Source organism: Rhodococcus sp. IEGM 1409 (assembly GCF_030056735.1).
Classification (GTDB): domain Bacteria; phylum Actinomycetota; class Actinomycetes; order Mycobacteriales; family Mycobacteriaceae; genus Rhodococcus_F.
Genome location: NZ_JASHKN010000003.1, coordinates 103,922 through 129,658 on the forward strand (window position 1 = coordinate 103,922; position 25,737 = coordinate 129,658).

A 25,737-nucleotide genomic window follows, 5' to 3' on the forward strand; every position below is an offset into this window, starting at 1 on the left:
GGAGGTGGCCGTGGCTGGTGGCCGCATTGATGTCGAGGTCGCAGCAGACCTGTCCGAGTTTAATTCTCAGTTCGAACAAGGCCTTGAAGGTGCGGGTGACGCGGCTTCGAACTTCGCAGGAAAAATCGCTGGCGTACTCGCCTTTACTGGCGCGGCGGTCTCGTTCGCTTCTGTTATCGACAAGGGTAACGAGTTCACGCGAACCCTGAACGCGATGTCAGGTGTCACCGGCGCTACTGGCGAGCAGATGGATGTCATCAAGGCGAAGGCGATGGCACTCGGCAACGATGTTGAGTTGTCTGCCACCTCAGCTAACGATGCTGCTGCTGCGATGACGGAACTCGCCAAGGGCGGGTTCTCTGTCGACCAGTCGATGGAGGCAGCGAAAGGCACTTTGCAGCTTGCTGCTGCGGCACAGATAGATGCTGCTGAGGCGGCCACAATTCAGTCCCAGGCGTTGCAGGCGTTCGGACTTGACGCAAGCTACGCCGCTACTGCATCGGATGTGCTGGCGAATGCAGCTAACGCATCTAGCGCTGAAATCACCGACATTGCTGCGGGACTGCAGCAGTCGGGCACGGTGGCGAACGGCTTCGGCGTGTCAATGGAAGACACGGCCACGATGCTCGGTTTGTTTGCAAACGCAGGCATTACGGGTTCGGACGCGGGAACTTTGCTGAAGTCCTCCCTGTTGGCGTTGACCGATCAGGGTAAGCCCGCTCAAGCCGCAATCGAAGAACTGGGTCTTACCGTTTACGACGCTCAGGACAAATTCGTCGGAATGCGGTCACTGTTCGAGCAGCTGTCAAACGCTTCAAAGAACATGTCGCAAGAACAGTTTCAAGCTGCAACGGCGACACTGTTCGGATCGGATGCGATCCGGCAGGCAATGGTCGCAGCTGAGGGAGGTGTCGAGAAATACGACGCAATGCGGCTCGCGATCGGCCGGCAAGGTGCCGCGGCTGAACTCGCTGCTGCACAGAACCAGGGCCTGCCCGGCGTGTTCGAGAAGATCGAGAACACATCCGAGCGACTGCAACTGCAGTTGTATGACCTGATTGATGGGCCACTGACTTCGTTCGGCAACGCAACGGTTGGTTTGGCGGATGGTGCGCTGGACAAGTTCGATGTGGCACTGGGTAACTCAGGCGGCGTGCTGGTTGGGCTGAACGACGTCATCTTGAACTCCCTAACTGGTCTCCCTATTCTGGCGGGAATTTTTGACGACGTTGTGAGTTCGGGCCAGTCCTTGTGGGCGATAGCAACCGACATTGGCGGCGGGCTCGGGAGCCTGGCAGGCGGTGCGTTGAAGTCTGGCGGGGCCCTGGATGTCCTGCAAACGGCTCTCTCGGGAGTGACTGCATCAGTTTCAATTGTGTTCAACGCTATCGAACCGATCGTTGGGGTTGTTGCCACAGCCGCAGGAGCATTCGGTGCACTTCCTGCGCCCATCCAGGCCGTAGTCACGGGTCTTGTTGCGTTGAAGTTGGCTTCGATGGCCAGTTCGGCGTTCATGGCGCGGAACACAGATGGTATGGGGCGGATGGCCACTGCGGCGCACGGTTTGGGCACTCGGATACAGGGTGTCGGTCCTGGGTTGCGCGCTGCTGGTTCAAATGTTGCTGCATTTGGATCTGCAGTCCGAACTTCCGCACAAATGGTCAGTCAGGCCAACCCGCATATGTCTACGTTCGGTCGGACCATGACTGTGCTCACAGCGCAGTCGTCAGGTCTGACGAGCATGCGAACAGCCTTTACGGGCGCAGCAACAGGAGCAACTCGGTTCAGTGGCGCTCTTGCTGCTGCCCAGGTTGCCGGTAGAGGCATGGTTACTGCCGCGGGCAGCATGGTTTCCGCTCTTGGTGGCGGACTCATGATCGGAATTGTTGCTGCAACAGTCGCGATTACACAGATCAGTAGGGCATCGGCAGATATGCGTGCTCAGCAGCAGGCAGTTGTTGAGGGGTCAAATGCTGTTGGCGCGGCGCAGCGCGACATGGCCAAGGAGATTCAAGCGGCGAACGGCGCTGTGTCCGACGCCGTTACGGCCGCGGTCGCAATGCAGGTTGACGCGATCCAAACGGAACAGAAGAAGCTTGCTGATGCGAAGCCTTCAAAGTTTTGGTCCACGATCAAAGACAACTTTCAGGATGATGCTAAGGGCGCACGTGACGCGACTGACGCTGCGATCGCTTTGGGCGAGCAGGCTGAACGGATCAACACATCGTTCAGCGAGGTGGGACTAACCTCCGCAGAGCTAAGCGGGAAGATAACCGGCACTGATGCCGCGTTTCGTGGCCTCGTTGGCAGCCTGGAGGGAACCAGCAATGGCGGGGCGGATGCAGTTGCAGAGATGCAAGCACTCCGGGACAAGTTTGTTGCAGCCGAGAAATCGGCCAAGGATTCTACGCCTGGATTCTTTGATCTAACTGAAGCGGTCCGGGTCCTCGGCGATGAGTCGTCTAGTTCGGCGGACCGTGTTAGCGCGATCAAGACTGCTCTTGATGTGTTGTCAGGCAAGGCGATTCCGCTCTCCGACGCTGTGCAGCAATACAACAAGACATTGAGAGAAACGGCCGAGGCTGCCGCGGCGGGTATCGATCCCGCTAAAGGGTTCGGTGACGCGCTTGTCGGCGAGGGCGGCGTTCTCAGCACCGCTACAAGCAATGGTTCGGCGTTGCGTGATTCGCTGACCGGGATCACTAGCTCGACAGTCACGTTGACTGAGGCGACGATTTCGGCGGCGCTGGAGCAGGGAAAGTCTCTGCCTGAGGCGCAAGCCGCTGCCCGTGCAGCAATGGCGCAGAACGAGACTGCTCTGCAGAATTTGGCAAAGCAGTACGACCAGCCCATCTGGAAGATCAAGGAATGGGCGGCGGCCGAGGGGCTCTTGCCGGATCAGATCATCATGTTGGCATCGCTATCTGGTGCGACCGATGTTGAGCAACAGATTTCGGTCATCTCTGCGATGCTCAAGGGAGTCGGCCAACCGGTCGATATCCCCGTTGACGCTCTCACTGACGAGGCGAAGCGGAAGCTTCTCGATACCGGTGCGACGGTAGACGCGGTCACGGGCAAGCCTGGGATCGTTCGGGTAACCGCACCCAACCAGCAGGCGCTAGATCAGATTCGGGCCGTACAGCTGGCACGGGATGGATTGCAAGACAAAACCGTCACGATCAGCGTTCAGTACAACTCGATCCGAGACGTGGCGTTGGCGTACGGACCTGGTTCGCCCGAAGCGTGGGCGGAGATGGCTCGGCAGCAGCAAATAAGTGGGCGAGCCCTCGGTGGCCCAATTGAAGGCGGCATTCCAGGTAAGGACTCAGTTCCGATTCTGGCGATGCCTGGCGAGCACATGCTCACCACTGCGGATGTCGACAGTCTGGGCGGGCAAGAAGGGGTCTTCCGATTCCGTGCTGCACTAGCGCAGGGCAAGGTCGGGAAGTTCGCAGATGGTGGGGCTATCGGCTCTGACGGTCTCGACAACATGATCAACTTTGCCCGCGCCAAGGCCGGTATCGGTTATGACTACGGGCCGTGGGACTGCTCGATGTACATGTCTCACATTGCTGCAACGGGCATGGGGCAGCAAGCGCGGCGTTTGTGGACGACCTACTCGATCCTCGGCGGCGACCTGCAGGGCATGCAGCCTGGTGGCAGTGAAGGTCACTTCCGGATCGGTGTCAGCCAGGAACATATGGCTGGAACGTTGTTCTTCAAGGACGGTTCTCGGGTCGATGTCGAGAACGGTGGCAGTAACTCCGGTTCGACGTTCGGCGGTAACGCTGCCGGCTATGACGACAGTCAGTTTCCTGCGCAGTTCCATCTTCCGGATTCGGCACTTTCGCCGGCGTTGCAGATGGCTCTCACGGGTGGTTCTGGCGCGTCGTACTCGGGTGGTGTCGCGAAGGAGCCGTGGACTGAGAAGGATGCTCTGGCGCTGGAATCGGCTCGTGTAGCGGTCATTCAGGCGAAGGAAGCTCAGGACAAGGTCAACGCGAACGAGAAGAAGTCTGATGCTGATAGGCAGCAGGCTGAGTTGAAGGTTCAGCGGGCTGAGTTGAAGGTCCGTGAGCTTGAAGGGAAGCGTGACGGTACGGGTTCAGGTAAGGCGATTGGTCCTGCTCCTGAGCTTGCAGGCGCGATGACTGATGATGCGATCTCGTTGCGGAACGCTGAAATCGCTGTTGTTGACGCGCAGTTGGCGCGTGACAAGACGTATGCGGCGGCCGAGTCCACGTCTATCGACCGAGAGAAAGCCGACATTGCCGTGTTCTCGGCGACGAACGCTCTCGAAAAGGCCAAAGCGGGGGACGGCGCGAAGACCTTCAACCTGAAGGATCGCGTGAAGAGTTACGGCACTGACGTTGTCGGCATCCTGGTTGACGCTGCATTCGAACAACTTCCTAGCGCTCTTTCGGAGTCTCGTTGGATCACAACAGACTGGGAAGGGTTGATGGGGGTTAAGCCTAAGCCTGTGGCTGCGGCTCCGTCGTTCTCTCAGGCCGAGATTGATGCGCAGTTGCCGGCAACTCCGGGTGCGCCTGGCTGGCAGACAGCCATTGCTTCTGTGGCTGGCGATGATTGGCAGAAGCGACTTGCTGACGCCTTGAACATGCCGACTGTCCTTCGTGATGGCGGTGGGCCTGTCCCTCACGGCACGGCGGCGCTGAATCTGTCAGGCGCTGAGGAATGGATGCTGACGGCGGACGAGCGACTGAATTTGTCTCGTGACTTCGCGTTGATGCGCGGCGCAACGAACCGTGGTGGCGACGGTGCGTCTCTGGATCTGTCTGGGCTGATGTCGCAGGTAGATCGCCTGGTCGAGCATGCCGACCGACCGAACGTCACCTATCAAACCAGGGATATCGATGCGGCATTGCGGCAGGACCGCCTTGATCGCAGGAAGCAGTCTCTGACGTTTTCACGAAGATGAGGTAACGAATGCCCGACACTCTTGTCGAGCTGGAGGACATTCGTGGCAACTTGTTTACATTGGCAGGCCCAGGACAAGGCGATCGTGGCATTGTCCTGGGTACTGATGTGGACGGTATCTACGATGCTCCAGTCAAAACGATTCATAATTCGCACGCGTTCCAGACGGGTTCAACGTATGGCGGCAAGCGAAACCTGCAACGCGACATCGTATTCGGAGTTTACGCACACCATGATGATGGTGACAAGAACTGGAGTTTCAATGACTCTGAGTGGCGTAAAGGCTGGTCGTACGAGCAGGACTGCAAGCTGTGGATCACTACTGAGGATTCGCGGCGCTATCTGAAATTGCGGATGTCTCAGCATCCAGAGTTCAAACCTGAGCACGATCCGAATGGGACGCAGATCGAAAAGGTTGTAATGACCTGTGTCGCAAACGATCCGTGGTGGTACGAGAAGAACGATGTGACCGACCTCTGGGAGTCGCCGACAAGCACTCTCAATGGTTCGATCAATTACGGGACTGTGTCGGTGTCGAACCCGACGGATGTCCCGATCTGGCTGAAATACATCGTGCATGGTGCAGCGAAACCGATGTTGCCGGACTTCAGTTTTGGTGACGACCGATATGAGCGTGCCGAGATCGATGCAGATCGGAAGCTTTGGCTGCCGAAGATTACGGCCGGCGACACGATTCTGTACGACACCGATGAGGAAGCCGATCAGGCCACCTCACGTCTGAAGATCCCGTATTGGCAGCAAATGAAGGGGGTGACGTTCTGTTACCCAATTCGTCCTTACACGAAAAAGATTCAGCTGCCGGTGGGGATGACGTTGGCTGCGGCCGGCATGGGAATTCAGGTGCGTTGTCCACGCCCGTGGTCACGTCCGTGGGGACTTCAATGATTGGGGGTGTTCGATGACGGCACCTTCGATTACTGATTACGATGCTGCGTTCGCCGAGATCACCAATCGCCTGAAGGCCGAGAAGAAACGTCGGCTGGTTCCTCCTCTTGTCCGGTTGTGGGATGGGGATTGGAATCTCCGCGGCATTGTGAAACGCGAAAACAACGCATCGTTCCAGTATCTCGATAACGAGACTGGGATCGGTTCGTTGGAGATGCCGCTGGACTATTTCATGTCGAAGTGGCTTGTAGACGTTGACGGCCGCGGTACGACGAATGTTCACATCACGGTCGATAAGGACGGCTCCCGCTGGGGTGGCCGGATGGATGAGTTCAAGATCATCAAAGATGATCAGGGACGCAAGTTCATTCGGGTCTTCTTCAAGAATGACTATGAAGAGCTGAAACACATTCTGGCGTGGTCGAATCCGTTTCTGCCGGCTGAGATTCAGTTCCCGCGTTTGTGGGTGTGCTTCGGGCGTGCTCGTTGGGCGTTGAAGACGACTCTGCTGGTGAACCTTATGCGGCTCGAATCGTCGTTGTTCATGTTGCCTGATGATCCGATGGATCCGGGGCAGTGGTTCAACTTCGATCAGTCGACGTGGTGGAACGTCGTCAAACCTGATCTGACACCGGATCATTCGGTGGGTGCGCTTGTGCATTCGCGTTTCAAGAATATGCATGAGGTTTCGAAGAAGATTGTTGCGGATGCGCAGTTGTCTTGGGAGCCGCGGCGTTTCTTGGCGGGTGATCCGCCTCCGTGGCCGGGTGCGAATGTGCGTCACGGTTGCCTTGTCTGGGATTTGATCGACAAGTCAGGTTGGAATACTGGTACATCGTTCGGCGGCAACATCTTCAGTGGTCTCATCCATGAACTGATCAGTATCGGTGCGGATGGCAAAACAGAGAATGTTGAGCAGGTTGATGATCCGAATGTTCCGGGCGAGTATCTGACTCCGGGCTACAAGGGCACGATTCCGTCGATGCCGGGTGTTGTTTACCGCGAGGGTGAGCACACGGGCATTCAAGCATCCGAGTTCAGCCATAGGCCGGCTACTGATGTTGGGGTTGTGGCTGGCGGCCACTCTATGCCAGGAATGAACGAGTTGATCTCTGCGACTGTGCAGATGGTCGGCGACCTCACGGCAATGATACCGGGTGTGCCACCTCTAGGTGGCGTGGCGGACGCGGTGTTGAAGCCGCTGTACACCGATGTGTTCATGGCGTTCGGGAAGTGGAAGAGCCCGCAGAGGGCGCAACGTCTCGGCAAGAACCACTATCACGAGCGGTGGGCTGACGGGGCGGACAAGGCGTACACGCTGTCGTTCCTGTTGGCGATGCGTTCGGGCATGTGGTCGACGCGTGAAACGAACAGTGTCACTTTGACTGTCGCTGATGGTGCGCCGTGGCGTATCGGTCAACTTGGTCACGGGCATTTCTTCCTTGGCGATCGTGTGGCGTTCTCAGTTCTGGGGATGAAGCCGGGACGTTTGTTCGTGGAACGTGTTTCGGAGTTGACGCTTGCTTGGGATCGGGACACCACTCCCACTTGGCAGATTCAGATCGGCCAGCGTGAAGCCGAGGATCCGATTGCTCGTATGGCTGAAGATTTGCAGGACTTTTTGGGGATGCTTCAAGAATTGGGGGTGGTCTAGTGTCGGATCGTATTCCCACACTGGAGAATTGTGATCAGTCTGATCCTGAGCAGGTGCTGCAGTGGATTGCGGTGCAGCTGCCGTTTGCTGGGAAGCAGGAGTACACCCCTGGCCCTGATCAGCGTGCTGCGTGGTCGAAGCGTTGGGATTCGCTGGCGATTGTGTATGCGCCGAGTTTGGCGAACTTGGCTGACGAGAACGGAAACATTCATGTCAGCCAGCTTCCGCAGCCGAAGCTGAAACTTCGTGTTCCGCATCGTGGTCAGCAGCATTATTTGAATGGTGCGATGCAGTGGGTTGATATTGATGAGCCTGAGCTGGATCCGGTGGCGTTGCCTGACATGGCTGAGTACACGCGGCATGAGCAGGAGTTCGTGGCCGAACAGCTGCGGTATCACGGTGTTTTGAAGGATGTTGCGTCGGAGTCGGATTCGGCTGAGGTTGTTGACTCTTCGGAGTTGTTTGATCCGGCTGATCATACGGTTTCTGGCGTTAATGGATATTTGTTGGCTCCGATTCCGTTGTCGGAGAAGCGGCGTGTGATTGCTGCGGAGATGGCGTCGAAGAAGCCTCGGCAGGGGATTCTGAATGCGCCGCAGAATAGGGGTTTGTGATGGCTGCGAAGTTTTGGCCGTTGGAGCGAGGACTGGTGGTGACTTCAGGTTTCGGTTCGCGTTGGGGGACCACTCACTGGGGTACTGATTTCGGTAAGGATGGTGGCTCTGGTGGGCTCCCGGTGTTCGCGGTTCAGGGTGGCACTGTTGTCAACGCTGGGGCGGCGTCGGGGTTCGGTCAGTGGGTTGTGGTGGATCATCCGACTGCTGACGGATCCGGCACGACTGTGTATGGGCACGTGATCCCCGAGGTTGCGGTCGGCGCTCGTGTTGAGGCTGGTCAGCGCATTGCCCGTATCAACCCTGTGAAGGGTGCGGGGAACGGCAATGTTGACCCGCATCTGCATTTGGAATGGCACAGATCGGTGTGGTCGGCGAATGGTGCCGACCGTATGGATCCGTTGCCGTTGTTGGATGGTGCGTCGTATCCCGGTGAGGGTGCGCCGAAGCCTGAGGTTGGGGGTGAACGGGTGACGTTCTTCGGGATTGATATTGCGTCGTATCAGGCTGGTTTGGATATGTCGCGGGTGAAGTCTGAAGGCTTCTCGTATGTGATTGCGAAGGCAACTGAGGGTGCGAGTTACACGAACCCTGAGTACCGCCGGCAGCGTGATGGGGCTCGGGCGAACGGACTGTTGTTCGGGTCGTATCACTATGTGAAGTCGGCGGATTCGGCTCGGGCGCAGGTTGACCGGTATGAGTCGGTTGAGCCTGACCGAAGTATTCCGGTGATGCTGGATCACGAGTTGTCGTCTGGTGATGTGGGTGTTCTGCGGGCGGTGTTAGCAGAGTTCGTTGCTCGCGGCTATCGGGTGAATTTGGTGTATTTGCCGCGCTGGTATTGGTCTGGGCATATCGGTTCACCGGATCTGTCGGGTTTGCCGCCTTTGATGGCGTCGAACTATGTGACCGGTGGCGGTTTCGCCAGCGTCTTGTACGACAGGGCGGGTGGCGACGGGTCTCCTCGTTGGGATGGCTACGGCAACAACAGTGTTGCGGTGCTGCAGTTTTCTGATCAGGGTCGTGTGGCTGATTACTCGTTGGATGTGAATGCCTTCCGGGGCACAGTGGAAGATTTGGCTGCCCTGTTTGGGGTGGCCCCTTTGGAGGTTGTTATGTCTCTTGCGGATCAAGAGTTGGGGAAGTCGTTCCCTTCGCGGTCGATTTATCGTGATCACGATCAGGTCGTGGACACGTTGGCCGGGTTCGTGCTCAACATGGATGCACGCATTCATGAGGATTTTGTTGTGGCTCAGGCGAAGTTGGGTGTGTCTGAGTATGTGGAGAAGGTTCGTCGTGTGGCGGCGAATGGTATGGCTGGTGTGAGTGATCAGGATTCGAAGAACCGCGCTCAGGCTGTGTTGGATGGGCTGGCGGTGAGCGATGTCTGAGGTTACGCAGGTTGCGAATTCGTGGCGCACTACCGTGCGCACTGGGTTTCAGGTGGGGTTGGCGTTGGTGTCGATTCTGCCGGTGTTGTTGTTGACTTCGGGTTTGTCGGCGACTGTGGTTGGTGCGCAGTTGATTGCGGTGTCGGCGGTGGTGGCGAAGGTGATGGCGTTGCCGCAGGTGAATGGGTTCATCGAGAGGTTTGTGCCGTGGTTGGCTGCTGAGCCGGTTCCGGTGACTGCGAAGCATCGGGCGATGCCTGCGGGCGGCGTCGGTGAATCCGCCTGAGACGCATCCTTTGGTCTTGTGGGTGGGGGTGATCGCGGCGGTACTTGCTGTCGTCGCGGTCATTGTCGCTAAGACCAAAGAGATTGCTGCTCCGATTGCTGTGTGGTTGTCCAGCATTGAGGAGCGCAGGATTGAGCGTCAGGCTCGTATTGAGGCTGCTGCACGAATTTTGAATGATGCTCGGGTGGATACGCTTTCGGTGCAGGTGCGTGGTTTGGCTGGGCAGTTGGATGAGGCGTTGCGGGAGATTGTGTCTTTGCGTGCGGAGTTGCATGCGGAGCGTTCTGCTCGTGAGCGGTTGGCTGAGTTGGAAGCGGAGAATGCGGTGTTGCGTACCCGCGTGAATGGCTTTGGGGGTGTGTAGTGACTACTCCTGGTATTGGCGCTCCGGATGGGGCGTATGTCGTTGGTTCGCGTTACGGCCAGGATGTGCCGAGAACTGAAGCCGGTGTGATGGCGTTGGTGAAGGGACAGACGACTGTCCCTTGGCAGCGCACTCAGGATAAGTTTCGGGTGAATGGCCGGGCGCTAGAGGAAGATTTGCGACTCATCAACAAGCATGAGTCGGAAATTGGGGAACTGGTCGACGCTTACCGTCAGCTAATCCTTCAGGGCGAGGCTCAGGTGTTCACCAAGTCTGGCATGTATCGCAAGACTGAGGGCTGCGTGTCCATTGAGGTCATCATGATCAGCGGTGGTGGAGGCGGCGGCGCAGGCAAATGGGACATTCGCGGTGGAGACTGGCGTGGCGGTGGGCACGGCGGCGGCGGTGGTGGTGAACTGTATGCGAAGATTCCGGCGATGCTTTTGCCGGATGAAATGCTGGTGGAGGTTCACTGGGACGGGCTGGGCGTCGGCGGCGTTGGTTCCGAAGCGTCTGGCGTTGGCGGCGGCACCGTCAAGTTCGGCAATGTTCTCACTGCGGTTGGCGGCACTGGTGGCCTCGGCGCTAGCGGCAACCTCCGACCCGCTGCGACTGGCGGCACTGGCCTAATCGTTGGCGGCACTGGCGGGTTGGGCTGGGTGGTCAATGCGGACAATGCGGAGTCTCCGCAAGGACGCGGTTCGGTTGGCGGCAATTCCACATATGCTGGTGAGCTTCGCGGCGGTGGTGGTGGCGGTGGTGGCGGGTCGCCGTACATTGGCTATTCGTGGCGCGGCGGGACCGGCGCGGCCTTCCCTGGCGGTGAACCTGGATTCGATGGAACTTCTCCAGCACAGATCATTGCAACTGGCGGTGGTGGTGGCGGCGGCGGAACTGACGCTCGAAGGAATGGCGGCAATGGCGGCTGGCCCGGTGGTGGCGGCGGTGGCGGTTGCGGCGGGACGAATTCCAGCAACAACGGCTATGGCGGAAATGGCGCTTCTGGCGTTGTTTACATCATTGAGCGGATGACGTAATGCCTTACGTGGAGCTGAAACTATTTGGGGAGAACGGAATTTGGGTGAAGCCTCCACGGCTTTACGCTGTTGAATTCGTGTGCCGTGGGGCTGGTGGCGGCGGTAGTTTGCTAACTGGCACTGGTGCCGGCCATGGAGGCGGAGGTGGTTCCGCTACCCGTTCGTTGCGCAGGGTACTGGCTTCTGACTTGCCTGATTCACTGGAAGTTGTTGTGGGTCAGGGCGGTGCGGGTGGACGCTCTGGTGGCAATCGGAATGGCGCGGATGGCGGCGAGTCGAAGTTCGGCGATTTCATTGCTGCTGGAGGAGGAACGGGCGCAACTACTTCAGGTCCAGGCTCTGGTGGTATCGGTTCATTCGTTGGCGCTAACGGTGGAGTCGGCGGCCAGAGAGGGCGGGACGCAGTATCCAGCAAGCGGGACATGTTCACTGGCGGGGCTGGCGGCGGCGGTGGTGGCCAGCCTGGCGGTTCCGCCGGTTGGCGCTTCCCAGGCGAAGGCGTTCCCACAGCGGGGAATAACGGAATCGGATGGCGCACATGGTGGCAGGTTCTCAGCTCTGGGTGCGGTGGAGGTGGAGCTACTTCGTCCACATCTGGCATTGCTGGGGCTGGAGGTTTCCCCTCTGGCGGTGGTGGCGGCGGCAATGGGAATGTGGCGGCCGGCAATGGCGGGAATGGTTGCGTCACGGTCATTGAATACATTTATGACAATGAAGGGTAGTGGCTACGTGAGCAAAATTGCGAAGGTACTGGTTGACGACTACAAGGGCGCACCGGGCCGGGCAAGACTGTTTCGATTGTCGGAAACGCTGGATGGTTACGATGAAGTTCTGATTTGGCTTCAAGATTCGATTGGCCCGATGGGACCTGAAGTCAATGTGGTTGGCACCAACCTTATTACGGGCAAGCCTAAGCTGGGTTTTCCGCTTCCGGGTTCGTGCAAGCTACAGCACATGGTTGAGTTTGAAGACGCCTGTTCCTGGGCGTTGGCGACCGCTGGCGGATACACGATGGAACCGGCTGACTTGAAGCCGGAACCCGATGAAGTGTCATTTTCTCGGGATTTGCGCGTCTATGAAGTGGCTTACAAACTTGATGTTCCATCAGCTCGCGTAATCGAGGCGCTCGAAGCTCTTGGCATTGAAGGTAAGACACCGAGTTCGAATGTTGGCCCTGCGGATGCTGTGCGTGTTCGCGACTACCTTAGTGAGGCGACAGATGGCTGACATTCGCAAACCAACACCCAAGGGCGCATTAAACCTGCCTACGGTCGGAGATTTTGTGTACTGGTACGCGTTCGAGGACGGTACTGAGTTCCCAAACGGCACTCAAATGTACTTTCTGTTGGGCGATCCTGAAGACACACAGTTGAAGTGGGACTTCGCAATTACGGGCGATACAGCGTCGATCAAGATTGAGTCTGAGGTGGTCGCAACTGTCGACACGGGAACAAAGTATTGGTTGATGCTGAAAGACACCACAACAACCCCGACAACTGAGACTGAGTTGCAGACCGGAACTGTGAAGAAGGTGAACGCATGATTCTGGTTGGTAGTGACGGTGATCGGATTGTGTTGGGGGAGGAGGCTTCGCAGAGCGGCGGCATTCTGGTTCCTTCTCCGGGACGCCCTGGCAACAAGGGCGACAAAGGCGACCAGGGCGACACTGGCCCAAAGGGTGATACTGGCGCTGCATCCACCGTTCCCGGACCGCAGGGTATTCAAGGCGTACAGGGTGAGCGTGGCGAGAAGGGCGATACCGGCGCTGATTCGACAGTCCCAGGCCCTAGAGGTGATCGCGGTGATGTTGGCCCGAAGGGCGACAAAGGCGACACGGGAGCTGATTCCGTAGTCCCTGGCCCTAAGGGCGACAAGGGAGATCAGGGGGAGCGCGGTCTCCAGGGTGAGGCTTCTACGGTTCCTGGCCCGAAGGGCGATAAGGGTGATCCTGGTGGCGTGACGACTGTCGGCGGATTTGATGGTGTGGTCACGAAGGCGCAGCTTGGCATTGATCAGGTGGACAACACCCGAGACGCGGACAAGCCCGCTTCAACTTCTGTAGCTGCGGCGCTCGCGGGCAAAGCTCCAACGACACATACGCACACCGAAGCTCAAATCACTGGTCTGACAGCGAAACTTAACACGAAGGCCGATGTAGACAGCAACGGTTTCCTAGTCCAGTCCCAGATCCCGGCCGTTGCAATCCGAGAGTTCCTTGGGTCAGTCGCAACACAGTCCGCGATGCTCGCGCTTGTGGGGCAGAAGGGCGACTGGTGCTCAAGGTCTGATCGAGGTTCTGATTTTCAGATCATCGGCAACGATCCGACACAGCTCGCGAGTTGGCGCGAGAACACCTATCCCGCGTCACCAGTTTCGTCGGTCAACGGACGCCAGGGTGCTGTCACTACGCAGGCTGTCGACATCACCGACTCCACGACAGTCGGCCGAGATGTTCTCAAGGCCGCCGATGCAGCAGCTGGACGGACCGCAATCGGCGCGGCCTCGTCAACGGATGCTCGCCTTTCCGATACTCGTACCCCGACAGTGGGGACTGTGCCGTACGACATCACGTTTGTGGCGCAATCCGGAAACCGGGCAACCGGGCTCGGGGATGTTCCCGCGGGAATCAAGCTGCGGCGCGCAGTCACGTTCTCCGAGGTGCTGTTCCATTGCGAGACTGCAGATGCGTCGGGGAACCTCGTGGTTGAGGTACGTAAGAATGGTTCGGCGGTGTCGGGTACTTCGACCACGATTGCTGCGGCAAATCAGGTTGCGGGTGGCACGTCGACAGGTACGTGGGCGTACGCGGCCGGCGACTTCCTGACTATCAATGTCACTGCAGTTGGCGCGACTCCAGGCAAGGGCGTGACTGCCGAGTTGAAAGGGCTGTGCTGATGCCCCACATTTTCGTGCGTGGAAACGGCCTGACATTCGTGCCGGTCGGCATGGTCAAAAGCGCTGACTCGAACATCACCTCTGCCACGGCTGCACTTGTTACCGGGATGGCGGCGAACATCAATTTGCCTGGATCTGTCGTGACCTCTGATGCACTCATCAGCGGTTTCGCTGGATCCGCGCGAGTTGGGTTCTCGATACAACTGTCGTCCAGTGGTGGCACTACCGGTTACGCTGCGGTGTTCAAAAATGGTGTGCAGGTTGGTGATACGTTCACGATGACTGTGCCGTACAACGGTGCGTCGCTGATCACAGGATCTGCGACGTTCACTGTGGTTATGGGTGACGCCATTACTCTGCGATATTGGTCCGCCTCGACCTCGTATCCCGTCAGCGTCAAAGCCACGACTACTCGACTCAACATGTCCAGCGGCGACTCGGTGGCCCTTGGCGGAACAGTGAGCGCCAACTACACACCTGGTGATGGCTGGACCGATATGCCTATCGTTGCCGATTCGGGCACGACTTTGAGCGGCAACGCGGTTGTAGTCCCGGCGGCACACCCGAACGCGATACTGACAGCGGCGGCGGTCATCAGCTCGGGCTCACCGATGGCCTTGCGTTTCCTCGTGAACGGCAGTGTTGTCCACACGGGGCCGACAGCACCCGCGTACGACGTTCGCATGGTCGCCGCAACCGGCCTGGCACTCGCAGCTGGCGATCTGGTCAAGTGCCAGGTGCAAAGGGTCAGCACTTTTGCTACGACTGTTTCGGCCGGTGCATCTTTCAGGATTGTGTGACGACCTGAGAGGATCGGGGTATGGCTTTCGAACCTGACCCTGACACCGGCGAACCCGGCACTGTGAAACTTGCCGATGGGCGCTGGGCGTACCGATGGAAAGATGCATCAGACGCCGAACTGATCATCATGAAACAACCAGAAAACTAAACAAATACGAGCAAAGGGTGCCGCCCACAGAGATTGTGGGCGGCACCCTTTTGTGTATCACCATCAGAAAGGGCGACCAAATGCCGCTCGAATACTGCACTCTCCGAATCAATCTCACCACCATCGCCGCGGATGGCATCGACGTGGACGACATCCCCGACGACACACCGCTCACCGGCACCCTGGAACTAGCTCCGATGATCGCGACCGGATCCGCAATCCAATATAGCGACGGCGAGACACTCAAACTCAAAACCGTCTCAGTAATCAACGTGGACATCGGAATCACCGGCGACATTGCACACCAAGGCCGCGACTACGTGAAGGTACTTGCGCCTACTGCAGCCACGACGAACCTTGCTCAATTGCAGTGGCGCGCAAGCTTCAAGAACCTGCGTTTCGGCAGTCAAGCAATCACGATGCAGCCCATCTACTTCTACGCGACCCCTGGCGCTGAGATTAATCTGGCTGAACACGTAAATGTTGCACCGTCATCGTTGGCTGTCCAACTGTCGCGTGGGCCAAGAGGTTTCGGTATCGCAGAAGTAGCAACGGACGTGGACACCGACGAGTTGGTGTTCAAACTTGACGATGATTCGGGCACGGAAGTCGGCCGTGTCGAAATCCCCGAGATTGCGGTATCGGACGGAGCTGTCGCCGATCTAATCGGTTCGAGCACGGCCACGAAAGCAATCTTGGATGGCACCTATGTCACGGCGGCGGCACAGTCCCAACGGCTTCTGTCCAAGCTCGAGCGAGGTGTCGAAAACTCGGTGATGGCACTCGTGGGCGACTCGACCGCCAATGAACCTACCGAGCACGCTTACCTCGAGTTCGCGAAGCTTGCCACCAGATTCCCGGCCGTCACTTTCATCTACATGCTGGTGAATCCCACCACGGGCGCGTACGACAACGCTCCGGTGATGGTGCAGACGGGCACAGGTCCGGCCACCTGCACCCTGTACAACTGCTCCATCTCAGGCTCGCGCCCCGGCTATGTCCTCGGCTCCCGATATGCTGCCGCCATTGCGGCGATACCTGACCCCGATTTGGTGATGATCAGTCACGGCCACAACCTCGCCGATCCCACCACCGCAAACGGCAGGATGGGTGTTCGAGGTAATTACCTGGCGCTGACCGAGGCGGTCTCACAGGAGTTTCCGAAGGCCGGGATCATCCTCGAATCGCAGAACCCCAGCGGCATGGCAGGCAGGGAAACGTGGCAGGCGATCAAGGCTGGGATCGTGCAGCAGATCGCCGCCCAACGAGGCTATGGGTTCATCGACGTTCATCAGGCGTTCGTCAAGTACATGGCCGAGCACTCCGTCACGATTGCCTCACTGCTCCTCAATGACGGGACGGACACCCACCCGAACGCAACCGGATCGCAGATCTGGGCCGATGAGGTCGGCAAAGCGCTGGTGTACTCGCCAACGAATCTCGCCCCCGGACAGAACTCGTCATCACTGTCTCAGGTCGCAGAATCGCTGATCGAAGACCCCTCGTTCGAGGATTGGACAGGATCACTGCCCGCGGGTTGGACTGCATCGAATGCGACGGTGGAGAAGGATTTCACCAACTTCGAGACCGGCACGTACAGCTTGAAGGTCACATCATCCGCCACCAGCGGGGGCGCGTACGCGGAACTGTTGGTAGACCCGGCCACTCTGGGCATTAAAGGCAGGGTGTCGGGGAAGGTAGTCACCTTCGCTGCCCGCATGTACGCGCCGGCCGCGAACACTGGAACTCCCAGCGTCATGCTGAGAGATCAGACGGAGTCGACCAACCAGCGGCAGACGGACATGGACTCATCCACCCGTGACGGATGGGTATGGGTGATCTGCACCAAACGCTTGACCTCGCCGACGACCAGCATCCGAGTTCGGTTGCATTCGAAAACGTCTGGTGTCACCACGGGTTCGGTGAGCATCGACCGGGTCGCCTTCGCTGTTGGCGATCTTCCTCGGGCTGCGGTGTCACCGAAGAAGGTCACCACCGTCAACTCGATCGCCTTCAACGAGACGTACACCCCACTGCTCGATCAACTCTCCACTCTCGGAGCGGGTATCCCGGTCGGGATCGTCGCAGGTGTCGACCAGACATTCACGACAGCCGGCACAGGGTCGGCGGTGCTGATCGTGCCTCCACGCAACTATGTGGTGAAGTACCTCGATTGGCGCACTGGCACTGTCTCGGCGGGCAACTACGACATCGGGGTCCTGGATTCGACAGGGCATGTCCTCTGGAGCAAGGGTGGCACCGCATTCCCTGCGGTGTCCACCGACGTGACCGAAGACTTGTCGGCCACACCCCTGACTCTCGCTGCTGGTACTCCGTATTGGGTTGTGATCGCCGGCGACTCGGCTACGGCGAATGTTCGTGGCTTGAGCGCTCCGACTGCCGCGTTCAATCGTTTGGCGAATGGCACTTACAGGTGCCGTGGTGTGGCGGGCGCGTATCCGCTGGGTGCGGCAGGGACGGTGAAGACGCTCGGATCGACGGGCAGTGTTCGCACTCCGATCATCATGCTCCGTGAGGCATAGTCTGTGAGCCGGATGGTGCGATTACAGGGGGAGGGTTCTCGAGAAACCCAGCCTTGGCAGTTGAACGAGTTTCTGATGGAAGGCCGACTGCCCCCTCGCCTGATGGAACAGGAGAGCCAACCCAACCGTTGAACTGGTAGATGTCATACTTCAGTCGAGTGTCAGACCTTGATGCGAGACTGGGCGCACCAGCAGGGATCTGCTGGAGTGAAGTGGAAAGGATGGAGTCATGGCTTTCGATGCAACCCTAGTTTGCAACAACATCCTGAAGCGAGCGTTCGAAGAAGATGTCCCTGTCACCCCGATGAAGCTGCAAAAGATTCTCTATTTCGTGGCAAGTGAATATGCGAAGGACACCGGAAGTCCGCTCCTCCGGGAGCCGTTCCAGCAGTGGCAGTATGGACCTGTGGTTGCGTCCGTGTACTCGGAGTTCAAGCCGTTCGGGAGTGGGGCCATTCGCCGATACGGAAAGGACTCGCAGGGGAAAGCGTACGTGGTGGACGAAGACCAGAGCGGGGAGCTTCGTGAGGTTCTAGGCCGAGTCTGGCCTGTGGTGAAATCTCAAGGTGCTGTTCAGTTGTCTCGAATTACGCACCTTCCTGGATCTGCGTGGCGGAAGGCGTTTGACGCCAATGAGCAGTACATCGATGATGCTGACATTCGCGCAGACGAAAGCTATCGTTCGATGTTGGGCTTAGCTTGAGCGACGCTGTCGTCGGTGCAGGTGGAGACCCCCTGCCCATACCGAACTCGGCTTCTGTCGATATTCCGCCTGGTTCAGCAGGTAGTCCAACTGCTGTAACTCCTGTCAGGGATCCTGAGGCGGATCACCGCAGGGATATGGATAAGACGAAGCTGAAGTTCGCCATCATTTTCACCTCCGTGACCGCGGCGGGGGCCGTGGCGATCGGGGTCGTTGAATTCTATGCACCTGGGTATGTTGCAAAGTCGGGTGGCACTCTGGGTTCAACGTCCGATGTCTTGAAATTGCTTGCCACAACATCTCTCGGGTTCGTGTTCGGTCGGACTCTCGGTAACGGCGACTCGTGATCTAGTTGCAACTGACGCCCCACCCTCACCGCGAGGGTGGGGCGTCAGTTGTCGTTTGTGCGGGGCCGAGCTGGTCTTCCCTTACCCTCCCGACGCCACGGAACCGACGCTACCACCCATCGAACAGGTGTGCGAATATTGGGATGTGCCGTCGACTGAACGATCTCCGCAACGTTGCCCGAATGGGCACCTGTTGGTGGCGAACACATGCCTCGTCGGGTGGGAAGTCTGCGGCTGCGGCACCGCGCACAATGGCGGTCATCGGACGCATTACTGCCGGCGGTGTGGTGAGACGATCCGGACGCCTGATTGTTTGGGGGCGGATCCACAGACAGACCGCTGGAACTAGCCACCAATAGACATGAACGGTCCGGATCGAGCATCCTCGTTTGAGTAAGTGACGACTCCGCGATGCGACACCTCGACCTGATAGAAGTCCAGGTCCGCGGGGACCGGAATCGAGAACGTCAGCATGCATGCGCCGTCTATGTACTCACTACCTGTGATCGATCCTGTTGCGACAGTCTTTCCCGCCTCATCGCCGATTGTCACGGAAGCACCTTCTGACAGGTCTTTGTATCCACCCTTTCCTGCGCAGCGATTGTCTGACAACTCGCTTGCGCCGTCGATGATCCCGACATTGCCTTCCAAGTTGAATGTCTTGGGCTCAGTGTCCCGCAGTGTGAACACCGCAATGATCGCGATGACTATGGCCGCGATAACAACTCCGCCGATGATGAGCACGCGCTTGTTGTTGTTCGACGCTGGCTGCGGAGCTGGGGTAGGGAAGCCCGTTTCGGGGGGTGGGGGATATGTCATTGGACTGACCTTCTGTTGATGTAAGTGGATGCTAGCTAACCGAATCGGGATCGAACGTGAATGTGACTCACGGGTTTCGGCCCTCGGAGGGCACTGATCGTCGCAGAGTTAACCATGCAGCTCCCGCGCCAATAATGCCGATCAATCCGATGACGAACACGATCAACCCGCCGCGATTGGCGCTCACGCACCGCCCGATATTGATTGACGTGTCCACGCAGTCAGAGAATTTATTCGTCTCGTAGATATCGAATCCAAGGCCTAGCAGTATGAGGGCTGCCGATACAGCGAGGGTTGCCGCTGTCAGGGCTTTGGTGTTTGCGTTCATGGGTGTTTACTACCAGATGAGTCGGACATTGCGAACTGTCCGGTCTGAAATCTGCCAGAGCCTAAAGGTTCGGCTGACCGAAATCTGACTCATCTTCTTGACCTGGATCCACCTGGCGCGAGCCCCACACAATGTTGCCTCGGTTGAGGCGCTCCCGGCTGCCGGTGTCGCCGGCCAGCCATTCGTCGAATTTGGCACTGTCGATGATCCACTGAGTTCCGCGAAACTTGTAATTGGCCAGTTCGTTTGACCACAGTGCTCGGTAGATGAACTCCTGATGGCAACCGAGTCGTGCGGCAGCATCTTGAGGAGTCATGATCCGCTCCAGAGGAAACCCGCCGGTCCGCCACTGTGTGAGGTCTTCGAGTTCCGTGCGCCAGTGACCGTTTGGGGATTTGTGCTGGTACCCGCTTAGCTCTCCGTCTTGCAGTGCGAAGATGACTGCATTTCGACTACATCGCGCCAATTCGGCCGCTTCGGATGTGGTGAGCCACGTCCTACGGTCCGGTACAGGTTGCTGGTCTGTTTTGTCGCGCTTGTTGATCCATCGGTCAATGTCCGATTGCAGGAAAAGCCACCTGGAATGGGCTTTGCGTTGATGTCCTACGAGTTGTCCCGAGTTGGCGGCGAGCGTGATTGTGCTGCGGTTACATCGGGCGTATTCAGCTGCCTCGGTGCTCGTCATCCAGGGGCTTTGCAGCGGGACATTCGGTGAATGCTTCGTCATTGCCGTGCACGGTAACGAAAGATTGCGGTTCAATCAAACCTGTCCCATATCTGAGACATTTCGGCCCAACAATGCTGCCGTTCTTGGTCTTTCACGTGTCAAGTTGGGACCTGCTTGAGCCTTCGTTTCAGCATTTGATTTGAATCACTCGCCGCGAATCCACCGATCCAGATCTGCAGGATCAATGAGCCACGGGCCCTTGACTGCGTTATGTCGTTTGCGTTGAAACCCTTTGAGTTCACCTGCTGTCAGAGCTGCGTAGATGTGAGTCCTGTTGCAGCGTGCGATCTTTGCGGCTTCGAGCGGCGTGATCCATTGAGCCGCCATGGTGTTCCTCCTATGCCGAGGTTGCGTAAGTGTCGGGGTGGAGTCCGTAGTGACGTATTGATAGCAGGTTGTGTGCACGTGCCCTGCCGATCGGTCCGAAACGTGTTGAATGTGGTACCACCTACGAATGAGATTCTCACAGGACATCTACGACACGCACCGCGAACACCTAAGCGACAGCGGGACGCTCGTACCCACGGCCGTCGCAGTTGCACTTCAAAGCCTTACCCCCGGCGAGTCACCGAACGCTTCATTGATTGCCCGTTCGTCGACGGCAAACGAGACGACGTGGAAGGTGTTCTGGCTTGCTGGATCAGACCTGGTCTTCGTGGAGGCGACGGCGGCGCATCACGCGTGGAACGGCAGCGATGACGGTGATGATGTCTTGGATGCCGCGGTTGCCGGATGGGTGCGCCCGGTTCTCGACATTCGTGCGTTCGAGATTGTTAGCCAGAAGACTTCGCATGAGGACGGGCGCCGCCGCATGTCGGTGGGTGCCTCCGATTGGGTGCTGAAATTCCCTGATGTGCGGGTGCCGTTGTTCTCTTCGACTGGCTTGGGCAGTCTTGATGATTTCGTTTTGTCGTTGCGTCAGGCGTGGATTCGCGAGGATTGATGGCGGATGCCGAGTGGCTGGACATCGAACGTTCCGATTGTCGCCCGTACGAGTCTGATCAGGTCGTGCGGAGTCGAAGCACAATCGAATCGATCAGGGCGGACAGCGGCAGGGGGCTGCGGAGGGCTGTTAGGGGTGTGCCCCACCTGAGGATGTCCAGGTGGGGCACGGTCAGGTCTACGGTCTCGGATCGGACCGTGTGCGTGACGAGTGGATCTGCGACCAGAAGTTCAGCACCAGAGCTACTACTGTTGCGCCGGCAGTGGGATCAGGGGAATGCGCTATCGCAAGGCCTGCTCCGACCGCTACTGCTGTGACCAGTATAAACACCAGGATGTGCGGAACTGTTAGCGTCGTGTTTACACTATTTTCGTTGTCAGGGCCCCCAGGCCCCGGTACGTTTGAACTTGTCAAAGCTCGTCCAATCTAGCTGTAGTGGGCGGATGGGGAGTTTTGAGAAGAATCGCCCCGGCCTTTCGTAGAGGTCGGGGCCCTTCTCGTATTTGAGCCTATGTGCCGAAGGCGCAAGACGCCACGGAACGAGCCGCACATCCGGTGAACGCCAGGTAACAAAATGCCACTCGTGTGATTCAGTGTGACTCAGGGTCATTCACTCGCCCCGAATCCAGCGCTGCAAGTCGTCGGGATCGATCAATCAGCGGCCCCTCGGCTACGCCTTTCAGCTCACCGGCCAGCGCCTCGCAGGTGAAGTTCCGGTCCCACCGGGCGATCGGTGCCGCCTCGGCCGGCGTAAGCCACTGAGGTGATGGGTGGTTGTGTGCGTTGGTTGCCCTTCGTGCCCGATATGGAGCGCAGTCTTGGCAGGTCGAAAGGTCTCAGACATGAGACGAACGCCCCAGCCGACGCATAGTCAGTTGGGGCGTTCGTTCGGTGCAGAACTAGCAGATGCTGGTGGTCACAGCGCGATGTTGAGGGCGTTCGAGATCCACATGCGGAACGCCTCTGTATCCACTGGCCCCAACTCCGGAGCCTTCTCCCGCAACCATGCTTCGACGGTCTCTGCCGCCAATGCCTTCTGCCGCTGTTCCTGCTCCTCGTGTTTGCGGGTGTGCTCGGTAAGTAGCGCTTCTGCGTGTGCGTCGAGCGTTTCCTCGCTGGGGTTGAGAAGCTCGAGAATGTCGATCGCCGCTGATACGTGTTGCTGGAGTGCACGCAGTTGGTGGACGTTGGCGGTGAGTTCGCTATGCCCCTGTTCGATGAGGACGGAGTATTCGGGGATGTCGCCGGGCTTGATGAAGGTTTGGGTGCGGATGCTGATGGGGTGGGAGTAGCTTTCGCCGCTGGCGGGGATAATCTCGCGTGAGTGGTAGATGGCATACGCTCCTTCGTCGTCAATGCTGAGGTCGAGTTCGGTGTAGTGCAGGTCTGCCATGGGGTTGCTCCGTGTCTACGGGAGCGCTGTTAGGCGCTGAGAAGGCTTGTGAGGGATTAGCTTTGGTGACCGCAGAGGGAGCAGCGGGAGGGAAGGGCAGAGCGTTCCCCGTTCGCGATTGGAACGGGGACACTCGCCGTGCCGCGTCGGTCGCTGCGGTCGGTTGGTTGATGTGTCCACGCCTGGCGGGTATTAGTCGCAGGGCGTCAGGGCCGGTGTGTTCACAGATGCGCTACGGCTGCCACGCCGTTCCAGCTCGGGCCTGCCTTGGACCTGGTGTCATCTTGTGATCGAGATGATGCTTATTCCCAGCAACGGGAGACGGCACCAGGGGCTAGCTGGCCCACCCGAAATATCTCTCGGGCGCAGGAGGTCGATCTGAGTTCCGAACGGGGGAGCGGTGATCTACGGGTGCCGGATCGGTCCGAGCATCACTGGCTTCGCCGCTTGGATCAGGCGTGCCAGCCCAAGAGGACTAGGACCTTCAGCACGCCGTAGACGACGGCGTAGCTGGTGAAGAGGATCAGCATGACGGCGGTGGCTTCACGCACGTTTCTGCTGGTAAAAAGTTTGTCGGTGGGTGTCGATACAATCTTGGTACGGTTCACGGGAAGTTGGATTCCTTCGTTCCGAGGCTCCGGAGCTGGTGTTAGCGCACCAACCGGGGCCGATTTGGTTTGTCGGATAACATCGAGGGATAGAAGCCCGAATGGCCTGTGGGGGATCTGAGAGAGATTCCCGAGGTCGTACTCAAGAATTCCCAGCTAGGAGACCCACGGCGTGGCCGAGTTCATTTACACGATGAAGAAGGTGCGCAAGGCGCACGGTGACAAGGTCATCCTCGATGACGTCACGATGAGCTTTTACCCCGGCGCGAAGATCGGTGTCGTCGGACCGAACGGCGCTGGTAAGTCCAGCATCCTCAAGATCATGGCCGGGCTGGACCAGCCGGGCAACGGCGAGGCGTTCCTCGCGCCCGGCGCGTCGGTCGGCATCCTCATGCAGGAGCCGGAGCTCGACGAGACCAAGACCGTTCGCGAGAACGTCGAAGAAGGCCTCGGCGAGACGATGGTCCAGCTCAAGCGGTACAACGAGATCGCCGAGCTCATGGCTACTGATTACTCCGACGAGCTGATGGAGGAAATGGGCGAGCTTCAGGAAAAGCTCGACCATGCGGATGCCTGGGAGATTGATTCTCAGCTCGAACAGGCCATGGACGCGCTGCGTTGCCCGCCGCCCGAGGACATGGTCACCCACCTCTCCGGTGGTGAGAAGCGTCGCGTCGCACTGTGCAAGCTGCTGCTGAGCAAGCCCGACCTCCTGCTTCTCGATGAGCCCACCAACCACCTCGACGCCGAATCGGTCCTGTGGCTCGAGCAGCACCTCGCTGCTTACCCCGGCGCAATCCTCGCCGTGACCCACGATCGTTACTTCCTCGATCACGTCGCACAGTGGATCTGTGAGGTCGACCGCGGACGCCTGTACCCGTACGAGGGCAACTACTCCACCTACCTGGAGCAGAAGGCTGCACGCCTCGAAGTTGCAGGCAAGAAGGATCAGAAGCTGCAGAAGCGCCTCAAGGACGAACTCGCCTGGGTCCGCTCCGGCGCCAAGGCTCGTCAGGCCAAGAACAAGGCTCGTCTCGATCGCTACGAGGAAATGGCGAACGAAGCCGAGAAGACCCGCAAGCTCGACTTCGACGAGATCCAGATCCCGGCACCGCCGCGTCTGGGTGACGTGGTCGTGGAGGTCTCGAACCTCGACAAGGGCTTCGACGGCCGCGTCCTGATCAAGGACCTCTCGTTCACGTTGCCGCGCAACGGAATTGTCGGCGTCATCGGCCCCAACGGTGTCGGTAAGACGACGCTGTTCAAGACCATCGTCGGTCTCGAAGAGCCTGATGCCGGTGAGGTCAAGATCGGTCAGACGGTCAAGCTGAGCTACGTCGACCAGAACCGTTCCGGTATCGACCCCAAGAAGACGGTCTGGGAGACCGTGTCCGACGGGCTCGATTTCATCGTCGTCGGCCAGACCGAGTTCCCGTCGCGCGCATACATCAGCTCATTCGGTTTCAAGGGCCACGATCAGCAGAAGCCGGCCGGCGTCCTCTCCGGTGGTGAGCGCAACCGCCTGAACCTGGCGATGACGCTCAAGCAGGGCGGCAACCTGATCCTGCTCGATGAGCCCACTAACGACCTCGACGTCGAAACCCTCGGCTCGCTGGAGAACGCTCTCGAAGAGTTCCCCGGCTGCGCCGTAGTGATTTCGCACGATCGCTGGTTCCTGGACCGCACCTGTACCCACATCCTCGCGTGGGAAGGTGGCTTCGGCGACAACGAGGCAGCCTGGTACTGGTACGAAGGCAACTTCGAGGGCTACGAGGCGAACAAGGTCGAGCGACTCGGCCCCGACGCCGCCCGCCCGCACCGCGTCACTCACCGCAAGCTCACCAGGGACTGATCCGGTGTCCGACGTATACACAGCGCAGATCCAGGTCCGGTGGGGCGATTCCGACCGGTTGGGTCACGTCAACAACACGCGTTACGTCGAGTACATGCAGGAAGCTCGCATCCAGTTCCTGGAAGCGAAACTGGCGCCGCTCGGCGGCCGGCCGGGATACCTCGTGGTTCGAAAGATGACCATCGAGTTCCTCAAGCCGGTCACCGATCGGTCCGGTCCCTTGAACGTGGAGATCTTCACGACTCACGTCGGGACTTCCTCGTTCACGGTTCGTCACATCATCCGTGACAACACGGGTGTCGAATGCGCATTCGGTGACGCGTTGATGGTCGGATTCGACACGGTGTCCGAAAAGTCAAGACCGCTGGCGGACAGCGAACGCGCGGTGCTCGAAGCATCGCTTGTTCAGATGACGACATCGTAGATTTCGTTTCTCAGTT

Annotated in this window: 23 protein-coding genes; 18 read left to right on the top strand and 5 right to left on the bottom strand. The window is 58.7% G+C overall.

Features of this window, described 5'->3' with window-relative positions:
* Positions 1 to 10: 10 nt before the first annotated feature.
* The 15 genes from QM716_RS10380 to QM716_RS10445 all read left to right on the top strand — a co-directional run bounded on the left by QM716_RS10380 (position 11) and on the right by QM716_RS10445 (position 18,280).
* Positions 11 to 4,939 (top strand): phage tail tape measure protein, encoded by a 4,929-nt coding sequence (locus QM716_RS10380; RefSeq protein WP_283304077.1) that lies wholly within the window; start codon positions 11 to 13, stop codon positions 4,937 to 4,939.
* An 8-nt stretch (positions 4,940 to 4,947) separates the two neighbouring features.
* Positions 4,948 to 5,844, top strand: coding sequence for a phage tail protein (locus tag QM716_RS10385; protein WP_283304078.1), 897 nt, complete (start codon positions 4,948 to 4,950; stop codon positions 5,842 to 5,844).
* Positions 5,845 to 5,857: 13 nt separating this feature from the next.
* Positions 5,858 to 7,498, top strand: a complete 1,641-nt coding sequence (locus tag QM716_RS10390) for a Gp37-like protein (protein ID WP_283304079.1) — start codon at positions 5,858 to 5,860, stop codon at positions 7,496 to 7,498.
* A complete protein-coding gene (locus QM716_RS10395) occupies positions 7,498 to 8,112 on the top strand; it encodes a phage gene 29 protein family protein (protein WP_283304080.1) in 615 nt (204 codons plus the stop codon). Before QM716_RS10390 ends, QM716_RS10395 begins: the two co-directional genes overlap by 1 nt.
* Positions 8,112 to 9,503: a GH25 family lysozyme gene (locus tag QM716_RS10400; RefSeq protein ID WP_283304081.1), complete on the top strand. Its 1,392-nt coding sequence runs from the start codon at positions 8,112 to 8,114 to the stop codon at positions 9,501 to 9,503. The genes QM716_RS10395 and QM716_RS10400 overlap by 1 nt, the downstream gene beginning before the upstream one ends.
* A complete protein-coding gene (locus QM716_RS10405; RefSeq protein WP_283304082.1) occupies positions 9,496 to 9,789 on the top strand; it encodes a hypothetical protein in 294 nt (97 codons plus the stop codon). Before QM716_RS10400 ends, QM716_RS10405 begins: the two co-directional genes overlap by 8 nt.
* Positions 9,776 to 10,153, top strand: coding sequence for a hypothetical protein (locus QM716_RS10410; protein WP_283304083.1), 378 nt, complete (start codon positions 9,776 to 9,778; stop codon positions 10,151 to 10,153). Before QM716_RS10405 ends, QM716_RS10410 begins: the two co-directional genes overlap by 14 nt.
* Positions 10,153 to 11,190 carry a glycine-rich domain-containing protein gene (locus tag QM716_RS10415; protein ID WP_283304084.1) on the top strand — a complete coding sequence of 346 codons (1,038 nt, stop codon included), beginning with the start codon at positions 10,153 to 10,155 and terminating at the stop codon, positions 11,188 to 11,190. Before QM716_RS10410 ends, QM716_RS10415 begins: the two co-directional genes overlap by 1 nt.
* On the top strand, positions 11,190 to 11,912 hold the full coding sequence (locus QM716_RS29350; protein WP_502942007.1) for a glycine-rich domain-containing protein: 723 nt from the start codon (positions 11,190 to 11,192) through the stop codon (positions 11,910 to 11,912). The genes QM716_RS10415 and QM716_RS29350 overlap by 1 nt, the downstream gene beginning before the upstream one ends.
* 289 nt (positions 11,913 to 12,201) lie before the next feature.
* The gene (locus QM716_RS29355) at positions 12,202 to 12,417 is read left to right on the top strand and encodes a translation initiation factor IF-2 N-terminal domain-containing protein (protein WP_502942021.1); all 216 of its coding nucleotides are present in this window, start codon (positions 12,202 to 12,204) and stop codon (positions 12,415 to 12,417) included.
* Positions 12,410 to 12,733, top strand: coding sequence for an LtfC-like domain-containing protein (locus QM716_RS10425; protein ID WP_283304086.1), 324 nt, complete (start codon positions 12,410 to 12,412; stop codon positions 12,731 to 12,733). Before QM716_RS29355 ends, QM716_RS10425 begins: the two co-directional genes overlap by 8 nt.
* Positions 12,730 to 14,085 (top strand): hypothetical protein, encoded by a 1,356-nt coding sequence (locus QM716_RS10430; protein ID WP_283304087.1) that lies wholly within the window; start codon positions 12,730 to 12,732, stop codon positions 14,083 to 14,085. The genes QM716_RS10425 and QM716_RS10430 overlap by 4 nt, the downstream gene beginning before the upstream one ends.
* Positions 14,085 to 14,885: a hypothetical protein gene (locus tag QM716_RS10435; protein WP_283304088.1), complete on the top strand. Its 801-nt coding sequence runs from the start codon at positions 14,085 to 14,087 to the stop codon at positions 14,883 to 14,885. Before QM716_RS10430 ends, QM716_RS10435 begins: the two co-directional genes overlap by 1 nt.
* A gap of 229 nt (positions 14,886 to 15,114) precedes the next feature.
* The gene (locus tag QM716_RS10440; protein WP_283304089.1) at positions 15,115 to 17,577 is read left to right on the top strand and encodes an SGNH/GDSL hydrolase family protein; all 2,463 of its coding nucleotides are present in this window, start codon (positions 15,115 to 15,117) and stop codon (positions 17,575 to 17,577) included.
* A 229-nt stretch (positions 17,578 to 17,806) separates the two neighbouring features.
* Positions 17,807 to 18,280 carry a Panacea domain-containing protein gene (locus QM716_RS10445; RefSeq protein WP_283304090.1) on the top strand — a complete coding sequence of 158 codons (474 nt, stop codon included), beginning with the start codon at positions 17,807 to 17,809 and terminating at the stop codon, positions 18,278 to 18,280.
* 692 nt (positions 18,281 to 18,972) lie between these two features.
* Here the strand turns inward: QM716_RS10445 and QM716_RS10450 are convergent.
* The 4 genes from QM716_RS10450 to QM716_RS10465 form a co-directional block, all read right to left on the bottom strand.
* A complete protein-coding gene (locus QM716_RS10450; protein ID WP_283304091.1) occupies positions 18,973 to 19,446 on the bottom strand; it encodes a hypothetical protein in 474 nt (157 codons plus the stop codon).
* A 67-nt stretch (positions 19,447 to 19,513) separates the two neighbouring features.
* A complete protein-coding gene (locus tag QM716_RS10455; protein ID WP_283304092.1) occupies positions 19,514 to 19,774 on the bottom strand; it encodes a hypothetical protein in 261 nt (86 codons plus the stop codon).
* 61 nt (positions 19,775 to 19,835) lie between these two features.
* The gene (locus QM716_RS10460; RefSeq protein WP_283304093.1) at positions 19,836 to 20,459 is read right to left on the bottom strand and encodes a helix-turn-helix domain-containing protein; all 624 of its coding nucleotides are present in this window, start codon (positions 20,457 to 20,459) and stop codon (positions 19,836 to 19,838) included.
* A 186-nt stretch (positions 20,460 to 20,645) separates the two neighbouring features.
* Positions 20,646 to 20,828, bottom strand: coding sequence for a helix-turn-helix domain-containing protein (locus QM716_RS10465; RefSeq protein WP_283304094.1), 183 nt, complete (start codon positions 20,826 to 20,828; stop codon positions 20,646 to 20,648).
* A 253-nt stretch (positions 20,829 to 21,081) separates the two neighbouring features.
* Between QM716_RS10465 and QM716_RS10470 the strand changes: the two genes are divergently transcribed.
* The gene (locus tag QM716_RS10470; RefSeq protein WP_283304095.1) at positions 21,082 to 21,444 is read left to right on the top strand and encodes a hypothetical protein; all 363 of its coding nucleotides are present in this window, start codon (positions 21,082 to 21,084) and stop codon (positions 21,442 to 21,444) included.
* Positions 21,445 to 22,360: 916 nt separating this feature from the next.
* On the opposite strand, the gene QM716_RS10475 is transcribed toward QM716_RS10470, so the two are convergent.
* Positions 22,361 to 22,837 carry a hypothetical protein gene (locus QM716_RS10475; protein WP_283304096.1) on the bottom strand — a complete coding sequence of 159 codons (477 nt, stop codon included), beginning with the start codon at positions 22,835 to 22,837 and terminating at the stop codon, positions 22,361 to 22,363.
* A gap of 780 nt (positions 22,838 to 23,617) precedes the next feature.
* On the opposite strand from QM716_RS10475, the gene ettA reads away from it, so the two are divergent.
* On the top strand, positions 23,618 to 25,297 hold the full coding sequence (gene ettA / locus QM716_RS10480) for an energy-dependent translational throttle protein EttA (RefSeq protein ID WP_283304097.1): 1,680 nt from the start codon (positions 23,618 to 23,620) through the stop codon (positions 25,295 to 25,297).
* Between the two features lie 4 nt (positions 25,298 to 25,301).
* Positions 25,302 to 25,721, top strand: coding sequence for an acyl-CoA thioesterase (locus QM716_RS10485; protein WP_283304098.1), 420 nt, complete (start codon positions 25,302 to 25,304; stop codon positions 25,719 to 25,721).
* The last annotated feature ends 16 nt before the right edge of the window (positions 25,722 to 25,737 follow it).

Bases quoted from the DNA above. Each gene is read 5' to 3' on its own strand.
- QM716_RS10465 (WP_283304094.1), bottom strand. From the start codon at position 20,828: ATGGCGGCTCAATGGATCACGCCGCTCGAAGCCGCAAAGATCGCACGC.
- QM716_RS10460 (WP_283304093.1), bottom strand. From the start codon at position 20,459: ATGACGAGCACCGAGGCAGCTGAATACGCCCGATGTAACCGCAGCACA.
- QM716_RS10385 (WP_283304078.1), top strand. From the start codon at position 4,948: ATGCCCGACACTCTTGTCGAGCTGGAGGACATTCGTGGCAACTTGTTT.
- QM716_RS10440 (WP_283304089.1), top strand. From the start codon at position 15,115: ATGCCGCTCGAATACTGCACTCTCCGAATCAATCTCACCACCATCGCC.
- QM716_RS10425 (WP_283304086.1), top strand. From the start codon at position 12,410: ATGGCTGACATTCGCAAACCAACACCCAAGGGCGCATTAAACCTGCCT.
- QM716_RS10435 (WP_283304088.1), top strand. From the start codon at position 14,085: ATGCCCCACATTTTCGTGCGTGGAAACGGCCTGACATTCGTGCCGGTC.
- QM716_RS10450 (WP_283304091.1), bottom strand. From the start codon at position 19,446: ATGACATATCCCCCACCCCCCGAAACGGGCTTCCCTACCCCAGCTCCG.
- QM716_RS10430 (WP_283304087.1), top strand. From the start codon at position 12,730: ATGATTCTGGTTGGTAGTGACGGTGATCGGATTGTGTTGGGGGAGGAG.
- QM716_RS10400 (WP_283304081.1), top strand. From the start codon at position 8,112: ATGGCTGCGAAGTTTTGGCCGTTGGAGCGAGGACTGGTGGTGACTTCA.
- QM716_RS10445 (WP_283304090.1), top strand. From the start codon at position 17,807: ATGGCTTTCGATGCAACCCTAGTTTGCAACAACATCCTGAAGCGAGCG.
- QM716_RS10475 (WP_283304096.1), bottom strand. From the start codon at position 22,837: ATGGCAGACCTGCACTACACCGAACTCGACCTCAGCATTGACGACGAA.
- QM716_RS29355 (WP_502942021.1), top strand. From the start codon at position 12,202: ATGGAACCGGCTGACTTGAAGCCGGAACCCGATGAAGTGTCATTTTCT.
- QM716_RS29350 (WP_502942007.1), top strand. From the start codon at position 11,190: ATGCCTTACGTGGAGCTGAAACTATTTGGGGAGAACGGAATTTGGGTG.
- QM716_RS10405 (WP_283304082.1), top strand. From the start codon at position 9,496: ATGTCTGAGGTTACGCAGGTTGCGAATTCGTGGCGCACTACCGTGCGC.
- QM716_RS10390 (WP_283304079.1), top strand. From the start codon at position 5,858: ATGACGGCACCTTCGATTACTGATTACGATGCTGCGTTCGCCGAGATC.
- QM716_RS10455 (WP_283304092.1), bottom strand. From the start codon at position 19,774: ATGAACGCAAACACCAAAGCCCTGACAGCGGCAACCCTCGCTGTATCG.